The organism is Leuconostoc sp. UCMA20149 (assembly GCF_030400235.1).
In the GTDB taxonomy this organism is placed as follows: Bacteria; Bacillota; Bacilli; order Lactobacillales; family Lactobacillaceae; genus Leuconostoc; species Leuconostoc pseudomesenteroides.
Window position 1 is genome coordinate 1 of record NZ_VJYC01000007.1, and the last position, 17067, is coordinate 17067.

The following is a 17067-nucleotide window of genomic DNA, read 5'->3' on the forward strand; positions in this document are numbered from 1 at the left end:
GCATAGAGGACACACCTGTTCCCATACCGAACACAGAAGTTAAGCTCTATAGCGCCGAAAGTAGTTGGAGGATCGCTTCCTGCGAGGATAGGACGATGCGGTGCCGTACATAAGAAGAACGAGAGCAATCTAATGATGAATTGGTTGCTCTTTTTGCTATACTATAGTCAATGTACTTTAGTAAGTAAATACGGTATAATAGATATATCTTATGAATTTGGAGGGCAACGATGTATGGTTACACTTTTTTCATCGCCTAGTTGCACCTCTTGCAGAAAAGCTAAGCAATGGTTAGAAGATCACAATATTCCTTATATTGAGAGAAATCTGAACAAGAACCCCATTAACGCTAATGAGGTGAAAGAAATGCTTCGTTTGACTGAAGATGGTACTGAAGAATTAATTTCGACCCGATCCAAAATTTTCTCAAAGTTAGAGGTTAACTTGGATGATATATCAATTAATACTTTAATCGATTTAATTGTTGAATATCCTTCACTCTTGAAACGACCAATAATTATGGATGACCGCAGAATACAGGTAGGTTATAATGAAGATGAGATTCGTCGATTCTTACCTCGAGATGTTCGTCAACGTGAACTTTTCCGTGCAACGTATAAAGCGGATTTTGAAGAAGCAGCAAAAGACTTAGTTGTTGAGGAGAGTTAATGTTCGCTGTCCTTTGAAACTATTATTTTAAAATTCAATTAGAAAGGTAGTGTGAATATGGAACGAGAGCGTATAAACGAAAATACAATTCGTGTGATGATCAATAATTCTGATCTTGAAGATCGTGGTATTTCTGTGATGGAATTGCTTGGCAACCATGATAAAATCGAATCCTTCTTTTACAACATACTTTCTGAAGTTGATACAGAGCATGATTTTGATGATGACGATCAAGTTTCATTCCAGATATTACCCAATCGTAATGGATTGGAATTGTTTATTTCTAGATTAGATTCGGAAAATCAAGTTGGTGATATTCTTAATAATATTATGGATTTTGCTAATAAAAAAAATTCAGAAATTGATGATATTTCTGATGAACGTCGTACTGAATTGCGCCAATCCGATGATGGCAGTGTCAATCACACTGTGAATCCACCTAAGTCTAGATTAGTTAAACAAGATTCTAGCAGCATTGCGAAGACAATTACAATTAAATTATTTGATTTTGAATCAGGTATTGCAATTGCTAAAAACTTTGATGCTAACAATTTCCTTTCAGATTTGTATCGTTATAATAGCATTTTTTTCTTACAGTTGACCCAAAGTAACAGTGATTTAAGTTGGGAAGAACTGAAAGATCGTTTGGCAATTGTATTTGAGTATGGCAATTTAAGCGACGTTAATAATGACGTACTTAAAGAGCATGGTGAACCAATCATGTTAAAAAATGCTCTAGATCGATTGAATCGACTATTTTAATTAGGCGCTTGCGCCTTTTTTTGATACAATGGTATAAGATTGATTTAGAGGATGTATTATGACTAATATTTTAATGATGATTGCAACTGTTGTTGTGCTATGGATTTTGTTTGCGTTTGGTGGTTGGTTATGGATCTTTTTGTCAGCAAAACAAAATGGCAAACTTTTAAAGCCTGAAGATTTTGCATCTAAAATTGATTCGGATAATGGTCAAATTATTGATGTGCGTGAGAGTGAACCATATAAGCGCTCGCATATTATGGGGGCCCGAAATATCAGTGCCATGAACTTTTTACAGGGTAAATCTGGATTGCGACAGGATCGTGACATTTTTCTTTACGATGATAATTTACGGGATGTGGTCCGTGTTGCCAGATCACTTAAAAAGCAGGGCTATGCTAAGGAAAAAATTTTTATCTTGCGTGGTGGTTTCAGTCGTTACGAAGGGAAAAAGACAAAATAAAAAAGAACCGCGCTTGAGAAGCGGTTCTTTTTAGTAACGTGATTGATGTGCTGCAACGCTACGACGAATAGCAGCTTTTGACACTTGGTTGTAAGTTTCTTCAGCTTTCTCTTGTGGCTTAATAACAGTTTGGCGATAACCCAATGCCGTACCAGCTGCAACGACGGCAGAACCAATTACGCCAACAATAACACCTAATCTGAATGATTTCATATTCTAAACACTTCCTTAAATTCTTAAGACTTCTTAAATACTATTATCGACTATTTTCTTTAATTTGTAAATAAAAAAGATTGGATAAATGATGACAGAAATTATTGCACATCGTGGCTATCGTCTAGTCGCACCAGAAAATACATTGCCTGCATTTGAGGCCGCTTTGGCATTTCATCCTGATATGATTGAAATGGATGTCCATAGAACATTGGACGGCAAATTAGTAGTTATTCATGATGAAAAAGTAGATAGAACGACTAATGGAACAGGATACATCAAAGATTTGACACTAGCTGAAATTAAGATGTTAGATGCTGGTAGTTATAAAGAGCCTAAAATGGCAAACGTAACTGTGCCAACTTTATTTGAGTTTTTAACTTTTCTAAAAGAAAAGCAATTTAATCAAACACTTTTAATTGAGGTTAAAACCGATCACGTGATGTATCCTGGCATTGAATCCGAAATTTTAGATATGGTTGCGACATTTAAACCAAATTATCCTATTATTTATCAAAGTTTTAACTTGAAATCATTAGAAATAATCAGAAAGTTAAAGCCCGATGCCGAAATAGCAGCACTTGTATTTTGGATGACGCCCAAAGTGGTATGGCTTAAACTACGTGGTGTTTTTGATTATATCCATCCAGATATTAGAATACTAAACAAGAAGCCAGCTCTTTTTTGGCGAAAGAAAGCACACATACGACCTTGGACGGTTGACAAAGAAGCTGATATGAGACGTGTTTTTGAGGCTAATATTCCGGGAATTATTACTAACCAAGTAGCCTTGGCGGTTAAAATGCGTAAGGAAATACAAGAGCATGAGTAAAATATTAGTCATTACCGGTCCGACAGCTTCGGGCAAGACAGACGCAGCAATTCAAATAGCAGAGCAATTTAATGGTGAAATTGTGTCAGCAGATTCAATGCAAATTTATCGTGGCTTGGATGTAGGGACAGCTAAACCAACTATTCGTGAACAAAAAAAAATACCACATCATCTCATCGATGTTGTGAATATGACTGATAATTTTTCTGTAGCTGAATTTGTTGCACTGGCGGACGAAATCATCGAAGATATTACCAAACGTGGCAAGTTACCAATTATCGTTGGTGGAACTGGTTTTTATCTGAAAGCGTTGCTTGGGTTACAAGCATTGGAATACAGTCCCAATGATCCTAATTTGTCATTGAAATTGGCCGACAAAACACTACCACAATTAGTTGACGAATTAATAAAAATAGATGATGTTCTTGCTAAACGAATTGATTTGAATAATAGGCAACGCGTGATTCGAGCAATTCAAATAGCACACCAAGGACATAAACAACAGACAACAGTAAAGCGACCGACATATGACGCGTTGGTAGTTGGACTAGATTGGCCACGCGAAATCCTGTATCAGCGCATTAACCAACGGGTCACTAATATGGTCAGTGAAGGCGTTTTAAATGAAGCACAAGCGGTTTTAAACGCTGGTGGAGAAGAATTACAAGCTGGCAAGGCTATTGGCTACAAAGAGTTTTTCGGCTACCTAAGAGGTGAGGAAATGGTTGAGGAAGCCATAAAAAAATTGCAACAAGACTCCAGACGCTATGCTAAGCGGCAACTAACGTATTTACGTCATCAATTACCTGGATTAATATGGATAAATGGCAAAAGCGTGATACTTGATTTGAAAAAAATGATTCAAAACTGGCTATAAAACAGTTTTGAATCATTTTTCATTGGTAAACTAACAGCATTGAAAGCGCTAGAAGCAGAACGTAAATCATATTTTGCCAGTTGCCAATGCGGGCTTTGACAAATTGTAGAACAAAAGCAAATATACTAAGTATAAAGATAACAATTGTTGTCGCACCGACATGGTGACTTAGCAAAGCGGCCCAAAAGAGACCAATTGACAACAAACTCAGTTTTCTGCCATCTGGGTTTGGCATAATGACTGGTGTGAAGTAAAAAAAGAAGGCGAAGAGCATTGGTAATAATTGTAGAATAAATTTCTGCGTTAAATAATTATTTTCACTGTAAAAAATAGCAATTGGAATTGTAAAGGTCGCCAAAAAACTCAGCAAAATTAAACCTAAAATGTTTTGTAAACCAAGCCACAATTGTTGAATGGCAATAAAGAAAGCGGCCAAGATAAGTAATAATAACCAAATTTCTCGACGTGCCTGAATGAGTGAGTTAAAGGTGAACAAAATGCTAATAGCAAAAAACAGATAACTTAACAAACTACGAAAATTTTGCGTTATCATAAGGGCCATACCAGCAGCTATTGTGACCGTATAGCCAAATAAGGGCGCTAAAGACCACGTTAACTCGCCTTCGAGGTCTTGCGTATGTAGTAGTGGTAATCGCCACCAAACGAGGTTGAGCGAGATAACTATCACAATCAAAGGCACCCCAAAACGCCAATCTTTCAATTTTGCCGGTGAAAAGCTTTCGAGACTTCTTTTGTCTCTGGCATCTGTGCTCAAACGACGTGGTAAAATAGTGCCATCTGGCATTCGTTGAGACAGGTTTGATTGTTGGTAGTAGTCTTGATCCATAGCTAATATTTTACCTTAAAAATGGACAACTGACGTATCATTTTTATGACAGAATTGTATCAATACCAGCGAATTAACAATTGATAAGGTACAGAAATCCATTTAAAATGGTTGAATTGTACGTGGAAGTTTGTTACAATTGTCATTACAATTTAAAACAGCTATCAAGAGCAGGCGAGTGATACAGCACTTTGACCCTGCACCAACCGGCGTTAAGCTTAACGGCTTGCAGTGTACGGTGGTAATTCTGTACAGATAGTCGTCACGTTAGCGCGTTCGACGATGTCGAGCGCGCTTTTTAATTTCGGCTTTAGCTTTTTATTTTGCAAAACTGGTGGCGACCTTACGCAGGAGAATATCAATGACAAAATTTTTCACTTCAGAGTCTGTCTCAGCTGGACATCCTGATAAAATTGCAGATCAAATTGCGGATGCAATTTTGGACGCTGTTTTGACCCAAGATCCATATGCACGCTCAGCTGTCGAGGTGACAACATCAACTGGAGATGTGTCAATTTTTGGGGAGCTGTCGACAAACGCGTATGTTAATATTCGCCAAATTGCCACAGACACAATTAGAGAAATCGGTTATGATAAAGCAGAATTAGGATTTACAGCAGATTCTGTTAACGTTTCAAATAAGATTGTTGAGCAATCATCTGATATTGCGCAGGCAGTGGATAATGCTGACGATGATCCTGAGCAATTAGGAGCTGGCGATCAAGGCATGGTGTTTGGCTACGCAACTAATGAAACAGATAGTTATTTACCATTGACTTTGGCATTGTCACATCGTTTAATGCGTCGTATTCGTGATGTACGCGAATCCAATCAGCTAAGTTACCTCCGTCCAGATGCGAAAGGTGAAGTAACCGTTGAATTAAATGATGACAATCAAGTTCAACGGATTGCTGCTGTGGTCATATCAACACAACATAATGATGCAGTATCACTTGAAACACTTCGTAAAGATGTCCGTGAGTTAGTAATCGATAAGGTTTTGCCACAAGAATTAGTTGATGATCAGACAAAATATTATATCAATCCATCAGGTCGATTTGTTTTGGGTGGTCCGCAAGCTGATTCTGGGTTAACAGGTCGTAAAATTATTGTTGATACATATGGTGGTGCGGCGCACCATGGTGGTGGTGCTTTTTCTGGAAAAGATGCGACAAAGGTGGATCGTTCGGCCGCTTATTTTGCCCGCTATGTGGCTAAAAACATGGTTGCCGCAGGTGTAGCTGATCGACTTGAATTACAAGTTGCATATGCCATTGGTGTAGCGGAACCTGTTTCACTCAATGTCGAAACATTTGGCACTGCTAAAATTAGTGATAATAAAATCACTGAAATTATCACACAATTATTTGATTTCAGACCATTAGCAATTATTAATCATTTAGATTTGCGCCGGCCAATTTATAAGCAAACAGCTGCTTTTGGTCATTTTGGTAGAACGGATATTGATTTACCATGGGAAGCTTTGGATAAAGTTGAAGAAATTAAAAGCTTGCTCTAATTCATGTTAAAATGATTGTATGAGTAAAAAGCAATCAACAATTCAATTTTTGATATTTGGCATGGCTATTGGTGAAAGTATCGCGTCTTTACCTGCTAATGATCAAGATAAGGTGTTAAATCAACAATTTGATAGACAGTTAGAGTGGGGAACGCAAGTTAGCTTGTCATTAGCAACAACAGCAAGTTTAACACGCGGCTATCAGTTGGCAGATGTAATGGCTCACTTACAAAACTGGTATCAAAGGCGGCAGTATGCGCCTGTTGGTACACATCAAAGTATCGATGACGTCACAAAAAAAGCATTAGATAATTATATTAAAAACCGTGATATGCTTTCGGCAGGTGTATCAGACGATGCAGCAGATAGTGATAACATCTTGGCACGTATGTTACCAGTGGCACTTTATTTGCATCATCAGTATGGGACCTCATTTGTTAATGATGAAACTGCAATGATGCTACTTCATCGTATTGCTGGATTGACGCACAACGATGAGGGTGCTTTGGTGACGGTGGGGATGATGAGCCTCATTCTGAGTCAAATTTTAGACGGTAATAATTTATCAGATGCCGTTGAAAATGGGTTAGCTTTTGGGTTTGAGTATTACTCACGTCATCAAGTCTTTGTTTCTGAGCTTTCAGCGTTTGATGAGCTTAATTTGCCTGATTTTAGAAATATTCCAGCCGATAAAATAGTATTAGATGGTAAGGCCGCTTCTACTTTAGAGGCAGTTATTTGGAGTTTGCTTAACAGTCACAATTATACTGAAGCAATTAAAAATTCATTAGTTCATGGTCATGCCAATAGTGTTGTTCCAACATTGGTTGCTGCAATAGCGGCAGTTTATTATCGCGATGATATGGTATTGCGTCTCAGCCAAAATTTCGTAGCACGACGTCTATTAGCGACAATTGTTTCACAAGCTGAACGCTCTGCTCGTTTTAGTTAAAAGTCAAAAACGCCAAGTCTAATGGAGATGACATCTCAAGACTTGGCGTTTTTTGTTTAAATCCAAAATGGGTAATGTTCAAATGTTAACTGAAAGTCGTAACTTCCGTTACCTAATTCTTCTCCGTCAGCTTGACCAGGTTGTATATCACGAACGTGAATGGTAGCATTTTGTGACATTTTAAGATGATGAACCTTTTTGAACTTGAGATGTCCACCATTTTTTTTCAAAGCTAGAAACATGCCTAAAAATTCAACGAAACTCATTTTTTCTGCGATAACCAAATCTAATCCATAGGTTGTAAGCTTAGCTTCAGGCAAAAGTGCGATACCACCACCAAAATAAGCTTGATTAGTTAAAGTGAGTAGAAAAACGCGCGGGAAATTGAGATAGTCGTCACCGGAATTAATCGTGACAGGAAAACTATTTTGATTCGCAAATACCTTGAGAACTGAAAAAAGATAGCTCAATGATCCCAGACCAAATTTGTTAAGGCGTGCTTTCCATTTATCATGATTTGTTTGTGAAACAACTGCCGCATCGAAACCAATGCCTAAATTATTAACAAAGTACCTTGTTTGTTTTTTGGGTGCATCACCGACAATTTTGCCAACTGTCAGCAATTGCGAGGATCTAATTTTTGCTAGTCGTGATAAAGATTCATTGGCATCACCTAATTGTGCAGCACGAGCAAAGTCATTACCAGAGCCATTGGGGATGTAAGCAATTGGTATAGGGTTATGTCGCTTAAATTTAAGCAGTCCGTTCAGAACTTCATTTAAAGTACCATCACCACCAATCGCTAGAATAACATTTTCTGAAGGGACATCAGGCAAATCCTTGGCTAATTTTTTTGCAAAACGGGTTGCTTGACCAGCAAAAGTTGTGTCTTGCCACGATGCAAAAGTGAGTTGAGATTTAATTTTTGAAATTTTTTCTTGGTGGCGTCCACTGCCAGCAAGAGGATTGTTAATAACATAGAATTGTGGCATTGACACGCTCAAACTTTCAAACAAATTAATTTTATTGTAACAAAAAAAGCCTGTTAAGGCTATTTATCAAACGATAAGTACATTTTTTAGAATTTTTTTAACCTAGGAAATGACGTAACTGGGCCATACGATTGATGAGCGCTGTTACCGCAATTGGTGCGCCATCCTTAATTTGCACAACTTGTAGCGCAATTTCTGCATGCTGTTTTTCTTCTCTAGTTAGAGGTTGGAGTTCGAAACCAAAGATATCTTGCAAAATCAAAATATCTTCTTCCACTTCAGCCCAAGCTGGACTCTGAGTTTTTAAGATTTGTAGGGCATCCATGTTGACATAGCGAGCCAACTCTCGGAAGTCTTGTTTCATACTTGGATAGTGTCTCACAAAAACACCAAGATGATCAGCATTAAGTTGTTTAAGAGCACGCCCGAAACCAATAAATTCGGGGGGAACACCCACAGAATAGAACGCACCGGTGAAGTTAATTGCCCGAGGTAACTCGATGCCATCAACAGAGCGAGAGTAACCAAGAACACCAACGTGTTGACGACGGTCACGACGCTTGGGGAACGCCTTGAAAATTGGTTGCATACTTGGTACTAAGTTGTCTAGTGTATTTGAGTAATATTTGGCTGAAATTTCAGCAACTTCTGCTAGTACATTCTGATCTTCAATACTAATTTTGAGTGGTTTGGCAACTGGCAACTCAGCCTTTAATTTGGCAATAGCTGATTGAACCTCTTCTAAGGGGAAATCATAACGAAAGGCCGATTGGACCGTTGCTGTTCTGACACCGGGAAATTCTTTGACATAGCGATCAATACGACGAGGCGAAAGACCACCTCTAAAAATGGCTGACCCTGTTCCAGAAATAGGATAGATTTCAATATTTTCTTGCTCGGCAAATTCATGTAATCTTGCAATTGCTAATTTGTTTCCTGTAATCGAACTCATAAATCCGGCAGTCAAGGCTGAATCAGACCCTGCCAAGAAAACACGTAGATACTTTGGACGGAAACCAAAGTGTTCTTCATGGAGTGTCAAGTATTCTTTTAAAATTTCTGGTGCATGCAATTGCGTATCAAAATCTTCAAATAGCGGAATCATTTCGATATAAGGTGTATTCTTATCAGAACGCGTGAACTCTGCTGTTTTGAAATTTGCTAATTTTTCAAACAGGAGTTGCATTTTTAAAATTTGGTCTGCACGTTGTGCCATTGGCAAAATAGCTTCAAATAGAGGTCGGGTGAAGCCAAGATCATGTGCGAAATCTTCGGAACTCAAAAAAGCTGTCATGGCTTGCATCAAGTTATAACCCTTTTCTTCCCAAATATTCGGGAATCGGAAAGTTAAAAACTTGTCGCGACCAATTTGATGTTCTTTGAAATAGTCATACTCTGAGCTAAATAAGCGATCAATGACGGCGGCATCGGCATGTTTACCTTCCCAATCCCACATGTATTCGTCAACATTTAATTCACTAAAGTTTTCAAATGCTTCGCTGGTCTCGCGATAAGCGCTGATGAATGGTTGCTGAGAACTGTCCCAGAAAGGTGCATTAGCGTTATCGGGATGCTGTGTACCCATGATTGTAGGAATTTTACGTGTTGTCATGATAGCTCCTTAATGTTTTACTTACAGTATTGTAACATATTGCGTTCTAGGTGTTTTGAGAATATGTTATGTTTTTTCCGAATAATTACGAATTTATTTTTGTAATGTCTGTATTTTGTCATGATATAGCATGTAACGTTTGGAGGTGAGTATATGGCGATAGACATAATGCTCGAAAAAAGGAAATCAAAAACCACCAAATTATTAAAATTTAGTGGTTTGTATTACATCATAATTAACATAGGTAAAATCATTGGCTTTCGAGCAGTCTCTTTGTACAAAAAGCGTGACAATTCGTCAATAACAGCTTGACGAATATCTGATTCACTTGCGTTGGCGTTGTTCATCACACGACGAATTGTACCAAAAATGACACGACGGCCTTCATTGATTAAGTCGCCAGATTCACGCATATAAACGAAACCACGTGATAAAATGTCTGGACCGGAAAGGATTTCTTTTTTGCTGAGATTGATGGTTGCAGTGACGACCACTAAACCATCTTGTGATAGCTTTTGACGATCATGTAAGACAACCGAACCAATATCGCCAATCCCTGATCCATCAATATAAGTATCTTCACCAGGGAAGTGACCAGCAACACGCGCATTTTCACCATCTAATGCCAGAACATCACCATTTTCAAGGATGAAAGTGTGATCATCAGGAATATCTAATTCATGCGCTAAAGAAGCGTGAACTTTTAACATACGATATTCACCGTGAACTGGCATGAAAAACTTGGGCTTCATTAGTGCTAGCATGAGCTTTTCTTCTTCTTGACCACCGTGACCAGAAGTGTGAATGTTATTTACCTTACCATAAATAACATTTGCACCGCCTTCTTCTAATTTATTGATAACAGCGTTAACAGAAGCGGTGTTACCAGGAATGGGAGAAGATGAAAATATGACATTGTCTTTGGGCTTAAGACGAATTTGCTTATGAGTACCTTCGGCAATTCGAGCTAGTGCAGCCATTGGCTCACCCTGAGAACCAGTTGATAAAATCAAAAGCTCGTCATCAGGAATATGTTTAATGTCTGACTGTTCAACGAGCATGTCATCAGGAATATTGAGATATCCCAGCGCACGACCGTTTGTCACGGCAGACTCCATAGAACGACCAAACACTGCAATTTTACGACCACGTGCAATTGCGGCATCTGTCGCCATTCGTACACGGTTCATATTTGAGGCAAAAGTGGCAAAGATAATGCGTCCGTGCTCGATTTTGTCAAAAATGCGATTAACGGATTTTGCAACCCAAGCTTCTGACTTAGTCCACTCAGGACGTTCAGCGTTGGTTGAATCACTCATCATGAGCAAAACGCCATTTTCGCCGATGCGTGCCATTGACCAAAGGTTAGGCGGCTGCTTAGTAGTTGGGGTGAGATCAAATTTGAAGTCACCAGTTTCCACAATTGTGCCAACTGGTGTGTGTACTGCAACACCAAACACATCGGGAATTGAGTGGGTTGTTCGGAAAAATTCGACACTCATTTTATCAAATTCTAATACGGAACCATCAGTAATTTCGTGTAACTCGACACGGTTAAGTAGTTGTTTCTCTTCGAGTTTATTTTTGATGAGTGCCATGGCTAATGGGCCAGCATAAACTGGTACATTAACAGCTTGTAAAAAGTAGGCGATAGCACCGATATGGTCTTCGTGTCCGTGAGTGATTACCAGTGCTTTAACGCGATCGATATTGTCAACTAAATAAGTATAGTCTGGAATAACATAATCAATACCAAGTAATTCGTCTTCGGGGAACTTAATGCCTGCGTCGACGACAATAATTTCATTTTGATACTCAATACCGTACGTGTTTTTACCGATTTCGCCTAAACCGCCTAGCGCATAAACTGCGACTTCATTAGGTTTAATATCTACTGAATATGTCATTAGAATGTTGTGATTTCGAAGTGAGGGTAGGCCTTTTCGTAGGTTACAGCCTTATCTGACAATTCTTCGATATACTCCACATTGTATTGCGTGTTTTCCTCAATTAACTCACGTGCTTGAGGTAAACTTTCAGCCTCTAAATAAAGTGACTGTGTTGTTTCGCGCTTTGGATTGCGCTCAGGGTGTTCTTGATAGTAAACTTTAAAAATCATAAATGCCTCCAAAAATAGTATTTTAATTTGTCACGAACGAAAACCTTAACTACTAGTTTACCACATGGACTGATTTTAAGATACTTCACTTGATTATTAATACTATAATTGGTAAATTGGTGTAAGGGATAAACAAATGAGAACAAAGGCAGTTGGCGTTTTTATGGGCTCACAATTTGGTAGTGATCCCAATTTCAAAATTCAAACAGAAGCGTTTGGTAAACAAATAGCTAAGCGAGGCTTATACCTAGTGTATGGTGGCGGAAAAGATGGGCTAATGGGAACATTGGCGACGAGTGTTATGGCCAATCATGGCAAGGTTTTAGGTATTTCACCACGTAATTTGGCAGAAGATGCTATTGATGTTGATAAAATAACGAAGTTCATTGAAGTAGCATCGATGACTGAGCGGAAACAGCTACTGATTGATAATTCAGATGTTTTCGTTGCTTTACCAGGGGGGCTTGGCACGCTGGAAGAAATTGCACAAGTCATTAGCTGGGCCAAGCTTGGGTTGCACCATAAATCACTGATTTTGTACAACATCAATGGTTTTTATGATTATTTTGAAAATTGGTTGAATCAAATGGTTAACGATCATTTTGTGAACATTGATGACATGAAATGGGTACATGTTGTTAATAATCTTGATGAAGTGATGACCATGATTGACAGCATGTGAGGAATAAAATGAAAAATTCAGATCTATTGAGTGAATTCGTAAGTGTTTATATGTCAGCACTTAAAAATCTAGAAAAATTAATTTCACAACCAGCTAATCCATATGGCGCTTCATTTGAACAATGGTTAATCATGGCGGCTGTTTCCCAAAGCGAGGAACCTTTGACTATGACTGAGATTGCTAAAGATCGTGGTGTAACCAAGGGGGCAATAGCCCGGCAACTAAAGCCGTTATTTGACCGTGGGTATTTAACGCAAGAAAAAGACCCAGATGACAGGCGACGTGTGTTGTTAGTCCTAACACCTAAAGGTGCTGAGGTTGAAGCAATTATTGCTCAAAGTGTTCGTCAACGCTTCAATAAGTGGCTGGATATTTTTGGCATATCTGAAGGAAAAGAATTCTTAAAAACGTTACGTCGCTTGGATGCATTGATTGTGCAACCGGAGTTAAATAGCAAAAAAGATTGAAAATAGCCTGAAAATATGGTAAAATTTTTACTTGTTTGAAGTCTGTACTATTAAGAGTGGATTTCTGTTATAATAATTATATTACTGAATAAAGAGGATACTAATCATGGCAATCGGCATGAATGACTTAAAGACGGGTTTGACAATCGAATATTCAAACTCAATTTGGCGCGTTTTGGACTTCCAACATGTTAAGCCTGGAAAGGGTGGTGCCTTTGTACGTTCAAAGTTGAAGAACTTGCGTACAGGTGCGGTTAACGAAGTAACATTCCGACCAGGGGATAAGTTTGAACAAGCAGACATCACAACACGTCCAATGTCATATTTATACGCTGAAAATGACGGTCGTGTATTCATGGATGTTGAATCTTACGAACAGGTTAATATTCCTGATGAACATTTGACTAATGCTTTGAAGTTTTTGCTTGAAGGTATGGAAGTTAAGATTACAATGTACGGTAACGAAATTTTGGGTGCTGAATTACCATCAACTGTTCAATTGAAAGTTACTGAAACACAACCGGGCATCAAGGGTGCAACCGCTACTGGTTCAGGTAAGCCTGCAACAGTTGAAACTGGTACTACAATCACGGTGCCTGACTTCGTTAACGAAGGTGAAACAATTATTGTTAATACTGAAGACGGTTCATATAAGGGCCGCGCGTGATTACAGCTTGGCATGAATGAATTGGCTTTTGATAACATTGAATTTTTAAATCAAAATGCAGTCATTACGATCAAGTGCCACTGTACACGGTAACCCTGAAAGTTCCCTTGTGGAACTTTTTATTTTAAAAAGATTGTCGAGGAGTCACTATGGCCAGAGAAATCAAGCAAGGTAAAACGGCAAACAAAAATTTATTGTTAGCAACAAAAAGTGAAGTGTCCGGTACGACACAAGTAACACCCGAAGTTGTTGAAATCATTGCGCAAATTGCGGCTCAGGAAGTGAGTGGCGTTTATTCAATGCGTGGCAAATTATCTGATCGTTTTACAAGCGTTTTTGGTTCTAATGCGCGTGGTAAAGGTGTTGAATTACAACAAACGACTGATGGATTAGTGATTGATGCCTATGTATTTGTACAATATGGTGTGGCGGTGCCTAAAGTTGCTTTGAATATTCAGAACGCCATCAAATCACAAATTGCATCTATGACGGATTTGCATGTTGAAAAAATCAACGTTCATGTCAGTGGTATTGTACCTGAAAAGGCTGACAGTACAATTGATCCTAATAACTTATTTGGTGACGAGGTAACTAATTAATGGCAAGTTTAACGCGACATGAGTCTCGCCAAGCCGCATTTCAAATTCTTTTTGCACTTGAAAAAGATCCGCAAGATAGTAAAATCGATGATTTATATGACATCGTTTTGAATGGTAAAACATTTGATGATTATTTGCCGAGATTAATTAATGGAGTGTTGGGATCAAAAAATGACTTAGATGAGCAAATTTCGGCTCATTTAGCTGATGGTTGGGCAATTAACCGAATCAACAAAGCTGATCTCGTCATACTACGTTTAGCTATTTATGAGCTAGTTTCAATCAAAGCAACACCCTATAAGGTTGCCATCGATGAGGCAGTGGAATTAACTAAAACATTCGCTGATGATGATGATCGTAAGTTTGTTAATGGTGTACTAAAAAACTTTGCACCAACTAATTAAACCGCAAAAAGCGGTTTTTTTATTGACGTAGAACCATGATATACTAAGTATTAGCTTAAATAATAATTTGGAGGCCAAAATGGCAATTTATGATCCAACCAAGACACCGGCAGATAGTTACGATACACATGCACATTTAAATGATGACAAATTATATCATGATGTGGACGCCTATATTGGACGGGCAAATGAATTCCGAGTAATGGAAATGAATATTGTGGGTTATGATGCGATTGCGAATCAACGTGCTTTGTCAATTGCTCAGTCTCATGAGAATATATACGCCGTTTTAGGATTTCAACCTGAAGATACAGATGGCTTTGACGAGACAGCAGCCACTACTTTAGCTGAACAGTTGCAGCAGGACAAAGTTGTTGGTGTTGGGGAGACCGGTTTAGATTATTACTGGGAAAATACGTCTCATGAGACTCAAAAAGCAGCTTTTGTGACGCATTTGTCCCTAGCCAAGAAATACGATCTACCCGTTATCATTCATAACCGGGATGCGTTTGATGATGTTTATCAAATTTTAAAGGCATCTGGTGTCGAAAAAGGTGTGATGCATAGCTTCTCAGGTACACCAGAACAGGCGCTGGCTTTTGTTGACCTCGGGATGTCAATTTCGTTTAGTGGTGTTGTTAGCTTTAAAAAAGCTCAAGAAGTACGAGACGCGGCCAAGGTTGTGCCATTAGACCGTATTTTAGTTGAAACTGATGCACCTTATTTGGCGCCTACGCCTTATCGTGGTAAAACTAATGAACCAGCTTTTGTGAAGTATGTCATTGATAGTCTAGCAGAAACGTTAGACATGTCGCCAAAGGCGTTATCTGATGTAACGCGTCAAAATGCGCATCGCCTGTTTTTAAATCATGATTGATAGACAGCATATTAATGAAGTTATTATTGTCGAAGGACGCTCTGACACACAAAACATTGCTCGTGCGGTGATTGCTGATACGATTGAAACTGGCGGGAGTGCTATTGGTCAAGAAGCAATTGATAGAGCAAAATTAGCTGCTAAACAACGCGGTGTCATTATTTTTACTGATCCTGATTTCAATGGGCAGCGAATCCGTAATATCATAACAAAAGTTATTCCGACCGCTAAGCAAGCATACATCACACAAAATCAAGCGCGCGCGAGTCATGATAATCCTCACAAATCATTAGGCATTGAACATGCTAGCCCAGACACAATTATAAATGCTTTACGACATTTAATGACACCACGTGTGACTGTATCAAGTGATATTGATCAATCATTTTTGTTGCAACAAGGCCTTTTAAGTGGACCAAATGCGCGTGAACGTCGGGCTGTGGTAGGTGAAAAGCTACACATTGGTTATACCAATGGCAAACAGTTGATTAAACGTTTAAATGCTTTTGGTATCAAACGTACACAAATCGAAGAAGCGTTGAAAGGACAAATGCAAAGTGGGAAAAACAATTGATATTGCCAATCCAACAAGAACACAAGCAATTTTAAATGAATATGGATTAAGGGCTAAGAAAAAGTTTGGCCAAAACTTTTTGACTGATCTAAATGTATTGCATGGTATTGTGGCAGCCTCTGAAATTACAGCTGAAGACAATGTGATTGAAATTGGGCCCGGTATTGGGGCCCTAACAGAACAGTTAGCTAAATCAGCCAAAAAAGTGGTTGCATTTGAAATTGATCCTCAAATGGTAGCAGTTCTTTCGGATACGTTGTCGCCATATCAGAATATTCACGTCATTGAAAATGACATTTTAAAGGTTAATTTAAAGCAGGTGATCACAGAAGAATTTGGTGAAAATGCCAACGTTAAAATTGTCGCAAATTTGCCATATTATATTACGACACCGATTTTGATGCAGCTACTGCGTGCAGATATCGCTTGGGATAACATTGTTGTTATGATGCAGCGTGAGGTTGCTGATCGTTTGAATGCGCAGGTGGGAACAAAAGAATATGGGGTTTTAACTTTGACCATACAATATTTTGCGACTGCACAATTAGCAATTAAAGTACCAGCAACATCATTTAATCCTGCGCCGAATGTTGACAGCGCAGTCGTTAAGCTGACACCTTTGACACCTGATGTACCTGTTGAGCAACCCAATCAACTTTTTGGCGTCATCAAGGGCACTTTTTCGCATAGACGCAAGAGTTTGTGGAATAATTTATTGCAAACGTACGGGAAAGAGGCCGAAATAAAATCCAAATTAGAAAAGGCCTTGCAAGAAGCCAACATTGAACCTTCAATCAGGGCGGAAAGAGTGGATTTAACTGATTTCACGGACTTATATTTGGCATTACGAACGCAAAAATTAGTGAAATAGCCGAATATTTATACTAAAAAACGCTGAAATATTCAGTTATACTTGCTTAAAAGGTTTATTTGTAGTATA

21 protein-coding genes, 1 rRNA gene and 1 riboswitch are annotated in these 17067 nt (G+C 38.6%); of the genes, 16 read left to right on the plus strand and 6 right to left on the minus strand.

Going from position 1 to position 17067, the window contains the following annotated elements:
* The 4 genes from rrf to FF105_RS06745 all read left to right on the plus strand — a co-directional run.
* A 5S ribosomal RNA gene (gene rrf / locus FF105_RS06730) occupies window positions 1-104 on the plus strand; the annotation flags it as partial.
* A 130-nt stretch (window positions 105-234) separates the two neighbouring features.
* The gene (gene spx / locus FF105_RS06735) at window positions 235-669 is read left to right on the plus strand and encodes a transcriptional regulator Spx (RefSeq protein ID WP_031940956.1); all 435 of its coding nucleotides are present in this window, start codon (window positions 235-237) and stop codon (window positions 667-669) included.
* 57 nt (window positions 670-726) lie between these two features.
* Window positions 727-1431, plus strand: a complete 705-nt coding sequence (locus FF105_RS06740) for an adaptor protein MecA (protein ID WP_010275557.1) — start codon at window positions 727-729, stop codon at window positions 1429-1431.
* A 58-nt stretch (window positions 1432-1489) separates the two neighbouring features.
* Window positions 1490-1894, plus strand: a complete 405-nt coding sequence (locus FF105_RS06745; protein ID WP_010275559.1) for a rhodanese-like domain-containing protein — start codon at window positions 1490-1492, stop codon at window positions 1892-1894.
* A 30-nt stretch (window positions 1895-1924) separates the two neighbouring features.
* Here the strand turns inward: FF105_RS06745 and FF105_RS06750 are convergent, their stop codons facing one another.
* The gene (locus tag FF105_RS06750) at window positions 1925-2107 is read right to left on the minus strand and encodes a DUF3042 family protein (protein ID WP_010275563.1); all 183 of its coding nucleotides are present in this window, start codon (window positions 2105-2107) and stop codon (window positions 1925-1927) included.
* Window positions 2108-2198: 91 nt separating this feature from the next.
* Between FF105_RS06750 and FF105_RS06755 the strand changes: the two genes are divergently transcribed.
* Both FF105_RS06755 and miaA read left to right on the plus strand, forming a co-directional pair.
* Complete coding sequence (locus FF105_RS06755) at window positions 2199-2939, plus strand: glycerophosphodiester phosphodiesterase family protein (RefSeq protein ID WP_010275568.1); 741 nt, start codon at window positions 2199-2201, stop codon at window positions 2937-2939.
* Window positions 2932-3816 (plus strand): tRNA (adenosine(37)-N6)-dimethylallyltransferase MiaA, encoded by an 885-nt coding sequence (gene miaA, locus FF105_RS06760; protein WP_168441539.1) that lies wholly within the window; start codon window positions 2932-2934, stop codon window positions 3814-3816. The genes FF105_RS06755 and miaA overlap by 8 nt, the downstream gene beginning before the upstream one ends.
* A 19-nt stretch (window positions 3817-3835) precedes the next feature.
* Here miaA and FF105_RS06765 read toward each other — a convergent pair whose 3' ends face one another.
* Window positions 3836-4663, minus strand: coding sequence for a hypothetical protein (locus FF105_RS06765; protein WP_010275572.1), 828 nt, complete (start codon window positions 4661-4663; stop codon window positions 3836-3838).
* Between the two features lie 158 nt (window positions 4664-4821).
* Window positions 4822-4925: riboswitch (SAM riboswitch) on the plus strand.
* 99 nt (window positions 4926-5024) lie between these two features.
* Here FF105_RS06765 and metK point away from each other — a divergent pair.
* Entirely contained in the window at window positions 5025-6182 is a 1158-nt protein-coding gene (metK, locus tag FF105_RS06770; protein WP_010275576.1) for a methionine adenosyltransferase, read from the plus strand.
* A 19-nt stretch (window positions 6183-6201) separates the two neighbouring features.
* Complete coding sequence (locus FF105_RS06775; protein WP_010275580.1) at window positions 6202-7134, plus strand: ADP-ribosylglycohydrolase family protein; 933 nt, start codon at window positions 6202-6204, stop codon at window positions 7132-7134.
* A gap of 56 nt (window positions 7135-7190) precedes the next feature.
* Here FF105_RS06775 and FF105_RS06780 read toward each other — a convergent pair whose 3' ends face one another.
* The 4 genes from FF105_RS06780 to FF105_RS06795 all read right to left on the minus strand — a co-directional run bounded on the left by FF105_RS06780 (window position 7191) and on the right by FF105_RS06795 (window position 11857).
* On the minus strand, window positions 7191-8126 hold the full coding sequence (locus tag FF105_RS06780) for a diacylglycerol/lipid kinase family protein (RefSeq protein ID WP_010275582.1): 936 nt from the start codon (window positions 8124-8126) through the stop codon (window positions 7191-7193).
* A 97-nt stretch (window positions 8127-8223) separates the two neighbouring features.
* Window positions 8224-9738: a phosphoenolpyruvate carboxylase gene (gene ppcA / locus FF105_RS06785; RefSeq protein WP_010275585.1), complete on the minus strand. Its 1515-nt coding sequence runs from the start codon at window positions 9736-9738 to the stop codon at window positions 8224-8226.
* 224 nt (window positions 9739-9962) lie between these two features.
* Window positions 9963-11645 (minus strand): ribonuclease J1, encoded by a 1683-nt coding sequence (rnjA, locus tag FF105_RS06790; RefSeq protein ID WP_010275587.1) that lies wholly within the window; start codon window positions 11643-11645, stop codon window positions 9963-9965.
* The gene (locus FF105_RS06795; protein ID WP_010275590.1) at window positions 11645-11857 is read right to left on the minus strand and encodes a DNA-dependent RNA polymerase subunit epsilon; all 213 of its coding nucleotides are present in this window, start codon (window positions 11855-11857) and stop codon (window positions 11645-11647) included. Before FF105_RS06795 ends, rnjA begins: the two co-directional genes overlap by 1 nt.
* Before the next feature lie 136 nt (window positions 11858-11993).
* Here FF105_RS06795 and FF105_RS06800 point away from each other — a divergent pair, with 136 nt between their 5' ends.
* The 8 genes from FF105_RS06800 to rsmA all read left to right on the plus strand — a co-directional run bounded on the left by FF105_RS06800 (window position 11994) and on the right by rsmA (window position 16998).
* A complete protein-coding gene (locus FF105_RS06800; protein ID WP_010275595.1) occupies window positions 11994-12539 on the plus strand; it encodes a TIGR00730 family Rossman fold protein in 546 nt (181 codons plus the stop codon).
* Window positions 12540-12547: 8 nt separating this feature from the next.
* Window positions 12548-13006, plus strand: coding sequence for a MarR family winged helix-turn-helix transcriptional regulator (locus FF105_RS06805; protein WP_139967337.1), 459 nt, complete (start codon window positions 12548-12550; stop codon window positions 13004-13006).
* A gap of 106 nt (window positions 13007-13112) precedes the next feature.
* Window positions 13113-13673: an elongation factor P gene (gene efp / locus FF105_RS06810; RefSeq protein ID WP_010275602.1), complete on the plus strand. Its 561-nt coding sequence runs from the start codon at window positions 13113-13115 to the stop codon at window positions 13671-13673.
* 149 nt (window positions 13674-13822) lie between these two features.
* Window positions 13823-14272, plus strand: a complete 450-nt coding sequence (locus tag FF105_RS06815; protein WP_139967338.1) for an Asp23/Gls24 family envelope stress response protein — start codon at window positions 13823-13825, stop codon at window positions 14270-14272.
* A complete protein-coding gene (nusB, locus tag FF105_RS06820; RefSeq protein WP_010275609.1) occupies window positions 14272-14676 on the plus strand; it encodes a transcription antitermination factor NusB in 405 nt (134 codons plus the stop codon). The genes FF105_RS06815 and nusB overlap by 1 nt, the downstream gene beginning before the upstream one ends.
* Before the next feature lie 79 nt (window positions 14677-14755).
* Window positions 14756-15553: a TatD family hydrolase gene (locus FF105_RS06825; protein WP_290046503.1), complete on the plus strand. Its 798-nt coding sequence runs from the start codon at window positions 14756-14758 to the stop codon at window positions 15551-15553.
* A complete protein-coding gene (gene rnmV / locus FF105_RS06830) occupies window positions 15546-16127 on the plus strand; it encodes a ribonuclease M5 (RefSeq protein ID WP_010275616.1) in 582 nt (193 codons plus the stop codon). The genes FF105_RS06825 and rnmV overlap by 8 nt, the downstream gene beginning before the upstream one ends.
* Window positions 16111-16998 (plus strand): 16S rRNA (adenine(1518)-N(6)/adenine(1519)-N(6))-dimethyltransferase RsmA, encoded by an 888-nt coding sequence (rsmA, locus tag FF105_RS06835; protein WP_290046506.1) that lies wholly within the window; start codon window positions 16111-16113, stop codon window positions 16996-16998. The genes rnmV and rsmA overlap by 17 nt, the downstream gene beginning before the upstream one ends.
* Window positions 16999-17067: the final 69 nt, after the last annotated feature.

Coding starts and splice junctions, on each gene's coding strand:
- spx (WP_031940956.1), top strand. CDS start 235: ATGGTTACACTTTTTTCATCGCCTAGTTGCACCTCTTGCAGAAAAGCT.
- FF105_RS06740 (WP_010275557.1), top strand. CDS start 727: ATGGAACGAGAGCGTATAAACGAAAATACAATTCGTGTGATGATCAAT.
- FF105_RS06745 (WP_010275559.1), top strand. CDS start 1,490: ATGACTAATATTTTAATGATGATTGCAACTGTTGTTGTGCTATGGATT.
- FF105_RS06750 (WP_010275563.1), bottom strand. CDS start 2,107: ATGAAATCATTCAGATTAGGTGTTATTGTTGGCGTAATTGGTTCTGCC.
- FF105_RS06755 (WP_010275568.1), top strand. CDS start 2,199: ATGACAGAAATTATTGCACATCGTGGCTATCGTCTAGTCGCACCAGAA.
- miaA (WP_168441539.1), top strand. CDS start 2,932: ATGAGTAAAATATTAGTCATTACCGGTCCGACAGCTTCGGGCAAGACA.
- FF105_RS06765 (WP_010275572.1), bottom strand. CDS start 4,663: ATGGATCAAGACTACTACCAACAATCAAACCTGTCTCAACGAATGCCA.
- metK (WP_010275576.1), top strand. CDS start 5,025: ATGACAAAATTTTTCACTTCAGAGTCTGTCTCAGCTGGACATCCTGAT.
- FF105_RS06775 (WP_010275580.1), top strand. CDS start 6,202: ATGAGTAAAAAGCAATCAACAATTCAATTTTTGATATTTGGCATGGCT.
- FF105_RS06780 (WP_010275582.1), bottom strand. CDS start 8,126: ATGCCACAATTCTATGTTATTAACAATCCTCTTGCTGGCAGTGGACGC.
- ppcA (WP_010275585.1), bottom strand. CDS start 9,738: ATGACAACACGTAAAATTCCTACAATCATGGGTACACAGCATCCCGAT.
- rnjA (WP_010275587.1), bottom strand. CDS start 11,645: ATGACATATTCAGTAGATATTAAACCTAATGAAGTCGCAGTTTATGCG.
- FF105_RS06795 (WP_010275590.1), bottom strand. CDS start 11,857: ATGATTTTTAAAGTTTACTATCAAGAACACCCTGAGCGCAATCCAAAG.
- FF105_RS06800 (WP_010275595.1), top strand. CDS start 11,994: ATGAGAACAAAGGCAGTTGGCGTTTTTATGGGCTCACAATTTGGTAGT.
- FF105_RS06805 (WP_139967337.1), top strand. CDS start 12,548: ATGAAAAATTCAGATCTATTGAGTGAATTCGTAAGTGTTTATATGTCA.
- efp (WP_010275602.1), top strand. CDS start 13,113: ATGGCAATCGGCATGAATGACTTAAAGACGGGTTTGACAATCGAATAT.
- FF105_RS06815 (WP_139967338.1), top strand. CDS start 13,823: ATGGCCAGAGAAATCAAGCAAGGTAAAACGGCAAACAAAAATTTATTG.
- nusB (WP_010275609.1), top strand. CDS start 14,272: ATGGCAAGTTTAACGCGACATGAGTCTCGCCAAGCCGCATTTCAAATT.
- FF105_RS06825 (WP_290046503.1), top strand. CDS start 14,756: ATGGCAATTTATGATCCAACCAAGACACCGGCAGATAGTTACGATACA.
- rnmV (WP_010275616.1), top strand. CDS start 15,546: ATGATTGATAGACAGCATATTAATGAAGTTATTATTGTCGAAGGACGC.